Source organism: Methylobacterium platani (genome assembly GCF_001653715.1).
GTDB lineage: Bacteria > Pseudomonadota > Alphaproteobacteria > Rhizobiales > Beijerinckiaceae > Methylobacterium > Methylobacterium platani.
The window spans coordinates 10,975-21,135 of record NZ_LWHQ01000024.1 but is presented as its reverse complement, the minus strand read 5'-3'; the positions used below and the strand labels follow the sequence as shown (position 1 = coordinate 21,135).

General features: G+C 72.0%; 9 protein-coding genes. 8 read left to right on the top strand and 1 reads right to left on the bottom strand.

The genetic code is table 11. The annotated features are described in order from the left end of the window. The first annotated feature begins 90 nt into the window (after positions 1–90). Genes A5481_RS14155 through A5481_RS14135 form a run of 5 tightly spaced genes read left to right on the top strand, consistent with a single transcriptional unit; the run spans position 91 to position 4,786 of the window. Positions 91–1,032: an ABC transporter permease gene (locus A5481_RS14155; protein WP_048434278.1), complete on the top strand. Its 942-nt coding sequence runs from the start codon at positions 91–93 to the stop codon at positions 1,030–1,032. Between the two features lie 8 nt (positions 1,033–1,040). Then, positions 1,041–1,886 (top strand): ABC transporter permease, encoded by an 846-nt coding sequence (locus A5481_RS14150; protein WP_048434277.1) that lies wholly within the window; start codon positions 1,041–1,043, stop codon positions 1,884–1,886. A 16-nt stretch (positions 1,887–1,902) separates the two neighbouring features. Beyond that, the gene (locus A5481_RS14145; RefSeq protein WP_048434276.1) at positions 1,903–2,904 is read left to right on the top strand and encodes an ABC transporter ATP-binding protein; all 1,002 of its coding nucleotides are present in this window, start codon (positions 1,903–1,905) and stop codon (positions 2,902–2,904) included. Next, positions 2,901–3,866: an ABC transporter ATP-binding protein gene (locus A5481_RS14140; protein ID WP_048434275.1), complete on the top strand. Its 966-nt coding sequence runs from the start codon at positions 2,901–2,903 to the stop codon at positions 3,864–3,866. Before A5481_RS14145 ends, A5481_RS14140 begins: the two co-directional genes overlap by 4 nt. Beyond that, positions 3,866–4,786 carry a MurR/RpiR family transcriptional regulator gene (locus tag A5481_RS14135; RefSeq protein ID WP_048434274.1) on the top strand — a complete coding sequence of 307 codons (921 nt, stop codon included), beginning with the start codon at positions 3,866–3,868 and terminating at the stop codon, positions 4,784–4,786. Before A5481_RS14140 ends, A5481_RS14135 begins: the two co-directional genes overlap by 1 nt. A gap of 35 nt (positions 4,787–4,821) precedes the next feature. Here the strand turns inward: A5481_RS14135 and A5481_RS14130 are convergent, their stop codons facing one another. Further along, on the bottom strand, positions 4,822–6,534 hold the full coding sequence (locus A5481_RS14130) for an IlvD/Edd family dehydratase (protein ID WP_048434273.1): 1,713 nt from the start codon (positions 6,532–6,534) through the stop codon (positions 4,822–4,824). A gap of 496 nt (positions 6,535–7,030) precedes the next feature. On the opposite strand from A5481_RS14130, the gene A5481_RS14125 reads away from it, so the two are divergent. The 3 genes from A5481_RS14125 (at position 7,031) to A5481_RS14115 (ending at position 9,828) form a co-directional block, all read left to right on the top strand. Continuing rightward, positions 7,031–7,444 carry a PaaI family thioesterase gene (locus tag A5481_RS14125; protein WP_048434272.1) on the top strand — a complete coding sequence of 138 codons (414 nt, stop codon included), beginning with the start codon at positions 7,031–7,033 and terminating at the stop codon, positions 7,442–7,444. Positions 7,445–7,480: 36 nt separating this feature from the next. After that, a complete protein-coding gene (locus A5481_RS14120; RefSeq protein ID WP_197514184.1) occupies positions 7,481–7,987 on the top strand; it encodes a hypothetical protein in 507 nt (168 codons plus the stop codon). A 374-nt stretch (positions 7,988–8,361) separates the two neighbouring features. After that, on the top strand, positions 8,362–9,828 hold the full coding sequence (locus A5481_RS14115; RefSeq protein WP_048434270.1) for an MFS transporter: 1,467 nt from the start codon (positions 8,362–8,364) through the stop codon (positions 9,826–9,828). The last annotated feature ends 333 nt before the right edge of the window (positions 9,829–10,161 follow it).

The following is a 10,161-nucleotide window of genomic DNA, read 5'->3' as shown; positions in this document are numbered from 1 at the left end:
CTTCCGCTGACGCTGCAGTCGTCCGGGAAAGGGGGAATGATCCGGAGGCCGACCGGCTCGCGAAACGATGCTTCGGAAAGCGGCAGCCCGATGTGGACCTCTCTCGCCCGCCGGCTCGGCGGCCTCCTGGTGGTGCTGTTCCTGGTCGCCACCATGGTGTTCTTCCTCACCCGGCTCGCTCCCGGCGATCCGGCGGCGATCATGCTCGGCGACCAGGCCTCGCCGGAGGACGTCGCGCGGCTGCGTGCCACGTTCGGGCTCGACCGGCCGCTCCTCGTCCAGTTCGCCCTGTGGCTGAAGGAGATCGCCACCGGCAATTTCGGCCGCTCGATCTTCCTGCAGCAGCCGGTGACGACCGTGCTGTGGGACCGGGCCGAGCCGACCTTCTTCCTCGCCCTGTTCTCGGTCGCCATCGCGGCCCTCGTCGGCGTGCCGGCGGGCATCGTCTCGGCGGTCTGGCGCGGCCGCGCGGTCGACCAGGTGGTGAGCGGACTGGCCTTGCTCGCCGCCAACGTGCCGAGCTTCTGGCTCGGCCTGATCCTGATCCAGTTCTTCGCCGTGCGCCTCGGCTGGTTCCCGGTGGCGGGCTACGGCGCGCCGGGCGCAAGCCTGGGCGAGAGGCTGGAACACCTCGTCCTGCCCTCGCTGGTCCTCGGCATCGTCAACTCGGCGCTGATCACCCGCTTCACCCGCGCCTCGATGCTCGACGTCCTGTCGAACGACTACGTCCGCACCGCCCGCTCCAAGGGCCTGCCGGAGAGCCGGGTGGTGCTGCGCCACGCCTTCGGAACGGCGCTGGTGCCGATCGTCACCGTGCTCGGGCTCACGGTCGCGCTGCTCATCGGCGGCGCCATCGTCACCGAGACGGTGTTCGGCCTGCCCGGCATCGGCAACCTCGTGGTCTCGGCGGTGCTGCGGCGCGACTATCCGGTCATCCAGGGCGCGCTCGTGATGGTGGCGGGCCTCTACGTCCTCATCAACCTCGCGGTCGACCTCATCTACCGCCTCGTCGATCCCCGGGTGACCGCGTGAGCGAGACGATGAACGCCCCCGCCCTGCTGTTCCTGCGCCGCCTGTTCCGGCGCAAGCTCGTGCTGCTCGCCGCCCTGGTGCTGCTCGCGATCGTCGTGGTGGCGCTCGCCGCCCCCTGGGTGTCGCCGTTCGATCCCGGCGCGATGCGGGTGGTGCGCCGCCTGCGCCCGCCCTCGGCGGAGCACTGGCTCGGCACCGACGAGCTCGGCCGCGACGTGCTCTCGCGGATCATCTACGGCGCGAGGGCCTCGCTCGGGATCGGCTTCTCGGTCGTGCTCGCCTCGTGCCTCACCGGCACCCTGTTCGGGATCCTGGCCGGCTACGACCGCCGGCTCGACGGCCCGATCATGCGGGTGGTCGACGCCCTGATGGCCCTGCCCGACATCCTGCTCGCGATCTTCCTCGTCGCGGTGCTGGGGGCCTCCGCCGGCAACGTCGTGCTGGCGCTCGCCATCGTCTACACGCCCAGGGTGGTGCGGGTGGTGCGCGCCTCGACGCTGGTGGTGCGCGAATTGCCCTTCGTCGAGGCCGCCCGCGCGCTCGGGGTCGGCACGCCGCGGATCCTGACCGTGCACATCCTGCTCAACGTCGCCTCGCCGATCCTCATCCAGGCGACCTTCATCTTCGCCTACGCGGTGCTCGCCGAGGCCGGGCTGTCGTTCCTCGGCGCCGGCGTGCCGCCGGAGATCCCGACCTGGGGCACGATGATCGCGTCGGGCCAGCAATACGCCGACCGGGCGTTCTGGACCGTGCTCTATCCGGGCCTCGCCATCGTGCTCTCGGCCCTCTCGCTCCAGATCCTCGGCGACGGCCTGCGCGACATGCTCGACCCGAAGCTGCGGAAGGCCTTGTGATGCGGAAGCCCTCGCGATGACCGAGCCGCTGCTCTCGATCGAGGACCTCGAGGTCCGCTTCCGCACCGAGGACGGCGAGGTCGCCCCCGTCACCGGGGTCGACGTGTCCGTCGCGCCCGGCGAGACGGTGGCGCTCGTCGGCGAATCCGGCTCCGGCAAGTCGGTGTCGAGCCTCGCCGTGATGGGGCTCCTGCCGCGCCCGGCCGGCCGCGTCGCCAAGGGCCGCATCCTCTACCGGACGAAGGCCGGCGAGACGATCGACCTCGCCCAGGCCTCGCCCGACCGGGTGCGGCGCCTGCGCGGCGCCGAGATCGCCATGATCTTCCAGGAGCCGATGACGAGCCTCAACCCGGTGCTCACCGCCGGCGAGCAGATCGCCGAATCGGTGCGGCTCCACCTGAGGCTCGACCGGCGCGGCGCCTTGCGCCGGGCGCAGGAGATGCTGGAACTCGTCGAGATCCCGGCCGCCGCCAAGCGCCTGCACGACTACCCGCACCAGATGTCGGGCGGGATGCGCCAGCGGGTGATGATCGCGCTCGCCATGGCGTGCAACCCGCGCCTCCTCATCGCCGACGAGCCGACGACCGCCCTCGACGTGACGATCCAGGCGCAGATCCTGGCGCTGATCGACCGGCTGCGGCGCGAGACCGGGATGGGCGTCCTGTTCATCACCCACAATCTCGGCGTGGTGGCGGAAGTCGCCGACCGGGTGGCGGTGATGTATGCCGGGCGCATCGTCGAGACCGGGCCGGTCGGCGACCTCTTCCGCCATCCGCGCCACCCCTACACGGCGGGCCTGCTCGATTCGCTGCCGGCGCGGGCGACCCGCGGCCCGGACGGGCGCCGGCACGTCCGCTCGATTCCGGGCTCCCTCGGGCGGGCGGCCGCGATCCGCGACGCCTGCGCCTTCGCGCCCCGCTGCGACCGGGTGCGGGAGGAATGCCGCCGCACCGCGCCGCCGCTCGAGGCGATCGGCGTCGACCGCGCCGCCCGCTGCCTGTTCTGGAGGGAGATGTGAGCAACCCTATTCTCGCCGTGGACGGCCTGACCAAGCGCTTCGGCCGCCCGCCGGCCCAGGTGCGGGCGGTGGAGGACGTGAGCTTCACGGTCGCCCCCGGCGAGGTCGTCGGGCTCGTCGGCGAATCCGGCTCCGGCAAGTCGACGATCGGGCGCCTCGCCTTGCGCCTCGTCGATCCGACCGCCGGCACGATCCTGTTCGACGGACAGGACGTCTCGACGCTGCCGGAGCGCCGCCTGACGCCGCTGCGGCGCCGGGCGCAGATGATCTTCCAGGACCCCTATGCCAGCCTCAACCCGCGCCTGCGGGTCTCGGGCATCCTCGGCGAGGCGCTCGCCGCGCACGGCCTCGCCCGGGGCCGGCGCCGCGAGCGGATGGCCGAGCTCCTCGACCTCGTCGGCCTGCCCCCCGAGCATCTCGACCGGTTCCCGCACGAGTTCTCCGGCGGCCAGCGCCAGCGCATCGGCATCGCCCGGGCGCTCGCCGTCGAGCCCGGGCTGATCGTCGCCGACGAGCCGGTCTCGGCCCTCGACGTCTCGGTCCAGGCGCAGGTGCTCAACCTGCTCCAGGACCTGCGGGCGCGGCTGAACCTCGCGATGCTGTTCATCTCGCACGACCTCGACGTGGTCGAGCTGCTCTGCGACCGGGTGGTGGTGCTCTATCTCGGCCGCGTCATGGAGATCGGCCCGACCGCGGAGGTGGCGGCGCGCCCGCGCCACCCCTACACGCGGGCGTTGCTCGCCGCCTCGCCGAAAGCCGACCCGGACGGAGCCCGCATCGCGCGGCTCCTCAAGGGCGACATCCCGAGCCCGATCGCGCCGCCCTCGGGCTGCGTCTTCCGCACCCGCTGCCCGCTCGCGGTCGAGGCCTGCGCGCGGGACGTTCCGCCGATGCACGAGGCCGGCGACGGGCACCGTTTCGCCTGCCTGCGCGACGCCTCCGAGATGCGGGAGGCGGCGTGATGGCGGACGCGCCGCCGGATGCCCGCGGGGCGGAGGCCCCGCCCTCCACGGATCTCCTGCGGACCTTGCGCGACACCCTCGACGGCCTGCCCGAGACCCAGGCCCGGATCGCCCGGATGATCGTCGCCGATCCCGAATGGGCGGTGCAGACCGGGGTCGAGCTCCTGGCCGAGCGGGCGGGGGTGAGCGCGCCGACCATCGTGCGCTTCGCCCGCGCCGTCGGCTGCGAGGGCGTGCGCGACATGAAGCTGAAGCTCGCCGGCTCGCTGGCGCTCGGCACCCCTTACGTCCACCGCAGCGTCCGGCCGACCGACGCGCCCGGCGAGGTGGTGCGCAACGTGGTCGGCAGCGTCACTTCGATGCTGGCCGAGTGGCAGTCGAGCATCGATCCGGCCCGGATCGAGGAGGCGGTCGCGGCGATCCGGACGGCCGGGCGGGTCGACACCGCCGGCACCGGCGCGACCTCCCACTTCCTCGCCCACGACCTCCATGCCCGCCTGTTCCGGCTCGGCATCCCGTCGAACTCCTTCGCCGACACCCATCTCCAGCTCACCGCCGCCTCCTGCCTGACCAGGGGCGACGTGCTGGTGGCGATCTCGTATGTCGGGCGCATGCCGGCGCTCCTGCGCACCGTCGCGGTGGCGCGCCGGGCCGGCGCGACGGTCGTCGCCATCACCCGCACCGGCACGCCGCTCCACCGCGCCGCCGACATCCTGCTCGCGGTCGACGTGCCCGGCGACGCGACGATGCGGGTCGGCACCGACGCCACCATCGCGCAGCTCATCGTGATCGAGATCCTGAGCGTGCGGCTCGGCCTCGCCCTCGGCGGCCGGGCCACGAGCCGGCTCGCCGCGATCCACGACCTCCTCCAGAGCGAGCAGCTCGACAGCGACGACGCCCCGGCCCTCGGCGGGGGGTGAGGCCCGCAGGCCCCCTCCCCTCTCCGGCCGGCGCCTCAGCCCTCCCGGCGCATGAAGTCGAAGTCGCAGCCCTGGTCGGCCTGGGTCACGGTGTCGTGGAACAGGCGCGCGTAGCCGCGCGACGCCCAGTCGGGCCGGGCCGGCGGGGTCGTCGCCTCGGCCCGGCGGGCGAGCTCCGCCTCGTCGACCAGGAGGTCGATGCGCCGGCCCGCCACGTCGAGCCGGATGCGGTCGCCGGTCCGCACCAGCGCCAGCGGCCCGCCGACCGCCGATTCCGGCGTGACGTGGAGCACGATGGTGCCGAAGGCGGTGCCGCTCATCCGGGCATCCGAGATCCGCACCATGTCCTTGACGCCCTGGCGCGCGAGCTTCTTCGGGATCGGCAGGTAGCCGGCCTCCGGCATGCCGGGCGCGCCCTTCGGGCCGGCGTTCCTCAGCACCAGCACGTCGTCGGCCGAGACGTCGAGGTCTGGGTCGTCGATCCGCGCCGCCATGTCGGGGATCGAATCGAACACGAGCGCCCGCCCCTCGTGCTGGAGCAGCCGCGGGGTCGCCGCCGAGTGCTTGATCAGCGCGCCGCGGGGCGCGAGGTTGCCGGTGAGGACCGCCATCGCGCCGACCGGCTTGATGGGCCTGTCCGGCGAGCGGATCACCGTCTGGCCCGGCACGTCCTCGGCCGCCGCCACCACGTCCCGCAGGGTCGCGCCGGTGATGGTCGGGGCGTCGAGGTCGATCAGGGAGCCGAGTTCGGCTAGGAGCTTCGGCACGCCGCCGGCATGGTGGAAATGCTCCATGTAGTGGTCGCCGGACGGCTTGAGGTCGACGAGCACCGGCACCTCGCGGCCGATCGCGTCGAGGCTCGCGAGGTCGAGGTCGATGCCGGCGCGGTTCGCCATGGCGGTGAGGTGGATCACCCCGTTGGTCGAGCCGCCGATCGCCTGCATGACGACCTGCGCGTTGCGGATCGAGGCCTTGGTCATGATCCGGCTCGGCCGCGGTCCGCCGGTCTTCGCCATCGCGGCGGCGCAGGCGCCGCTCGCCTCGGCGAGGCGGATCCGCTCGGCGTGGGGTGCCGGAATCGTGCCGGCCATCGGCAGGGCGAGGCCCATCGCCTCGATCATGCAGGCCATGGTCGAGGCGGTGCCCATCACCATGCAGGTGCCGACGGAGGGCGCGAGGCGCCCGTTGACGGTCTCGATCTCCGCCTCGTCGATCTCGCCGGCCCGGTGCGCCCCCCAGAGGCGGCGGCAATCGGTGCAGGCGCCGAGCACCTCGCCGCGGTGGTGGCCGACCACCATCGGGCCGACCGGGATCACCACGGTCGGCAGGTCGACCGAGGCCGCCGCCATCACCTGGGCCGGCAGGGTCTTGTCGCAGCCGCCGATGACGATCACCGCGTCCATCGGCTGGGCGCGGATCATCTCCTCGGTGTCCATCGCCATCAGGTTGCGCAGGTACATCGAGGTCGGGTGGGCGAAGCTCTCGTGGATCGAGATCGTCGGGAACACCATCGGCATCGCGCCGGCCAGCATCACCCCGCGCTTGGCTGCCTCGATCAGCTGCGCGGCGTTGCCGTGGCAGGGATTGTAGTCCGACGCCGTGTTGGTGATGCCGACGATCGGCCGGTCGAGGGCGTCGTCGGAATAGCCCGCCGCCTTGATGAAGGCCTTGCGCAGGAACAGCGAGAAGCCCGCATCGCCGTAGCTGGTCAGTCCCTTGCGCAGGCCCTTGCCCCGATCCTCGCCCATGGCGTGCTCCCTCCCCCCGGCGTTTGGTCCGGTTCTAAGGGCGGGTCGGGGGTTGTCAATGAAGCTCGCCGGCCCGGTCAGCAACGGAACCGGAGCGCGCACCGGGATGGAGACGGGACCTGCAATCGTCGCCGGGTTGTCGACCGCCGACCGGTATCGATTCGAAGACGATGCCGCATCATCCTCATCCCACCGGCGCCCTCGTCACCAGGCATGACCGAAGGAAACCTCGCGCGGCGGCACCGATGATCGCGGCGAGACCTGGAGCCGCCCTCCGAGGCTACGGCGTGCGGCAGCCCCACCCGGGATGCGGCCGCGGTCGGGAGAGATCGCCCGAAGGTCCGGGGATTCCGATGCCGCATCCCGGCCGATGCGCCGGTCTCCACGGCTCCGGACCGTGCTAAGCGTCTCTCGCGACGCTTCCGGTCGTCGGCCTCCTCCGTCGGGCGGAGCCGGCGCGGCGGGCGCGGCGCGCCCCGACACGGAGACCGCCGGCATGACAGCCCCGTTCGATCCGGCCGCCGCCGGCTGGGAGACCGTCGACATGTCCGAGTTCATGGACCTGATCGGCCCGGTCTGGCAGCGCGCCGACGCGGCGGGCCTGCTGCACGGCCTCGTCGTCGAGGGCAAGCACCGCAACCGCAACGGCGTGGTCCATGGCGGCGTGATGGCGACGCTCCTCGACATGGCGCTCGGCCGCGTCGCGGCCGAGGCCCAGGGCGGGCGCCGGCAGGCGACGATCAGCCTCGACCTGCAATTCCTCGCGCCGGTCGAGACCGGCGAGTTCCTGGTGGCCGAGGGCCGGGTGGTGCGGGCCACCCGCTCGATCCTGTTCATGCAGGGAACCCTGCGGGTCGAGGACCGCGTCTGCGCCGTCGGCCAGGGGGTCTGGAAGATCCTCGGGACCTGACCGCCCCCTGCCCTTCCCGCCGGAGCGATGGCCGCGATGCCCTCTGCGATGTCCCTGGCCGAGCGCCTGGAAGCCAACGCGCTCCTCGACCGCCTCGTCGCCGACGAGCCGACCTTCCCGGACGAGGCGGCGCGGCGCCTGATCGCCCTCCTGCCCGCGCGCAAGCCCCGCCGCTTCACCCTCGATCTCGGCTGGCGGCGCCCGGGCTCGACGTCCCGCGGCCACGCCGCCGGGCACGGAGACGTGGCAATGGAGGAGCCGGGCGAGACGAGGATCTGGTCGAGCGACCCCGGGCCCGTCCTCAGGATCGGCGGCTACGCGGTCACCCACGTGCCCGGCTCGGTCGGGATCGCCCTGATTTGGGAGGAGACCCGGCCGGACCGGTCCGGCCAGTCCTGCATCCTGGTCTACGACGTCGTCACGGGGATTCCGCAAGAGATGCGGATCGCCCGGCAGACGACGATCGGGTTCCTCGGATTGCAGTTCGCGACCGTCCGGTACGTGCCCTGGAAGACCCCGCGCGCCGGCGCCGCGCCGGCGTGAGGAGCGGTCGCGGCCGGCCCTCGCGACGCCGCCCCGCGGGAGAACCGGCGCCCCTTCCCGAAGGCCGCGGGCCGCCGGACCGTTCCCCACCGGCCGGCGATCCGCCTTGTGCTGCGATGCGAAAATCGAACGGAGGTGGAAATCGGCAAGAGGATGTCGTTTTTCTGCAAGTCAGACTTTTCTTCTGACCCACATTACGTACGTCTTCGAGATTTTTGAATGAAAATCCGCGTCGGATGTTACCAATGGGTGATACCGCAGCAAGGGCAGCGGCGTACATCTCATCGCCTGTCGCCGTGAATACCGTCGCGGCGGCGCGCCGGAGGCCGGAAGGCGATTCCCGTATCGCTCTCGCCGTGCGAAGGAGGGACTGAATGCTGTCGACGCATGTCGAGTCCGACAAGTCGTGGCAGGCGTCGGACTGCGTCGTGACCGAGCCGTCCACGATCAGGCGCGCCATCACGGCGGCGTCGGTCGGGAACATCACCGAGTGGTACGATTTCGGCGTCTACGCCTATTTCGAGCCGACGATCCAGAAGGTGTTCTTCTCGAACCTGTCGCATACGGCGGGTCAGATCGCGACCTTCGGGCTGTTCGCGGTCTCGTTCCTGATCCGGCCGATCGGCGGCGTGTTCTTCGGCTTCCTGGCCGACCGCATCGGCCGCAACCGGGTGCTGGCCGCCACGATGATCCTGATGGCCGTCGGGACCTTCGCGATCGGCTGCATCCCGAGCCAGGAGAGCATCGGCCTGCTGGCTCCGCTGCTGCTGCTCTTCGCCCGCCTCGTCCAGGGCTTCTCCACCGGCGGCGAGTACGGCAACGCGATGACCTTCATCGCCGAGTACGCCCCCGACCGCCGCCGCGGCTTCCTCGGCAGCTGGCTCGAATTCGGCACCTTCACCGGCTACCTGCTGGGGGCGATCGTGGTGACGGTGGCCCACGCGGCGCTCACCGAGGAGCAGCTGCTGTCCTGGGGCTGGCGCGTGCCGTTCTTCCTCGCCCTGCCGCTCGGGCTCGTCGGCGTCTACCTGCGGACCCGGCTCGCCGAGACGCCGGCCTTCGCCGCCCTCGAGCAGGAGGCCGACGACCGCGAGAAGGCGCAGCGCGTCGGCCAGACGCTGAAGGACGTGCTCGCCCTGTGGCCGTACCTCCTCGTCTGCATGGGCCTGGCGCTGGCCTGGAACGTGCCGAACTACATGCTGACCTCGTACATGCCGACCTACGTCACCCAGACCCTGCCGATGATGCAGAAGGCCGGCGGGATGTCGGCCACCGCCTCGGAGGTGCTGCAGATCGCCGTCATGGTGATCGCGCTCCTGTCGATCCCGCTGATCGGCTGGCTGTCCGACCGCTTCGGCCGCAAGCCCTTCGTGCTCGCCGGCTCGGTCGGCCTCGTCGTGCTCGCCTACCCGATGATCCTGCTGATCCGCAGCCAGAGCGAGGTCACCGCCTTCCTCGGTCTGCTGATCCTGGGGATGCTGCTGATCTGCTTCAGCGCCACGATGCCCTCGACCCTGCCGGCGCTGTTCCCGACGCGGCTGCGCGCCAGCGGCCTGTCGGTGGCCTTCAACATCTCGGTCTCGCTCTTCGCCGGGACGACCTCGGTGGTGGTGGGCTCGCTCGTCGCGCTGACCGGCGACCTCAATTGGCCGGCCTACTACCTGGCGCTCGCCGGCCTCGTCGGGACGGTGTCGATCCTGGCGATCCGCGAGCCCGGCGGCGCGACGATGTGGGGCTCGCCCCCGGCGGCCGAGAGCGCGGCGGAGGCCCACGACCTGATCGCGTCGCTTCCCGATACGGCGCCCGTGCCGGTCGCGCCCGGGGGGAGCAGGGTGGCCTGAGCGCCCACGTGATCGACCCCGACGGCCGATCCACCCTCCGCGTCATTCCGGGGCCGCGAAAGCGGAACTCGAGACGGCCACCGCGCCCGAACCCTCCCCCCTCTGCGTGGGAGGATGCCCCACGGAGTGGGGCGGGAGAGGGGAGCCACGGTTTCGGACAAGACTGGACCGTTGTGAGGCGCGCCAAGTCCTGAACCGTCGCGCTGCCCCTCTCCCGGCCTGCTCCGCGGGCCACCCTCCCCCGCAGAGGGCAGGACTGTCCGGGGAAAATCTCCTATAGAAACAAGCGCGGGATCCCCTCTCCCGAGTGGGAGAGGGGTAGGGGTGAGGGTG

Bases quoted from the DNA above. Each gene is read 5' to 3' on its own strand.
- A5481_RS14155 (WP_048434278.1), top strand. From the start codon at position 91: ATGTGGACCTCTCTCGCCCGCCGGCTCGGCGGCCTCCTGGTGGTGCTG.
- A5481_RS14125 (WP_048434272.1), top strand. From the start codon at position 7,031: ATGACAGCCCCGTTCGATCCGGCCGCCGCCGGCTGGGAGACCGTCGAC.
- A5481_RS14115 (WP_048434270.1), top strand. From the start codon at position 8,362: ATGCTGTCGACGCATGTCGAGTCCGACAAGTCGTGGCAGGCGTCGGAC.
- A5481_RS14150 (WP_048434277.1), top strand. From the start codon at position 1,041: ATGAACGCCCCCGCCCTGCTGTTCCTGCGCCGCCTGTTCCGGCGCAAG.
- A5481_RS14145 (WP_048434276.1), top strand. From the start codon at position 1,903: ATGACCGAGCCGCTGCTCTCGATCGAGGACCTCGAGGTCCGCTTCCGC.
- A5481_RS14120 (WP_197514184.1), top strand. From the start codon at position 7,481: ATGCCCTCTGCGATGTCCCTGGCCGAGCGCCTGGAAGCCAACGCGCTC.
- A5481_RS14130 (WP_048434273.1), bottom strand. From the start codon at position 6,534: ATGGGCGAGGATCGGGGCAAGGGCCTGCGCAAGGGACTGACCAGCTAC.
- A5481_RS14135 (WP_048434274.1), top strand. From the start codon at position 3,866: ATGGCGGACGCGCCGCCGGATGCCCGCGGGGCGGAGGCCCCGCCCTCC.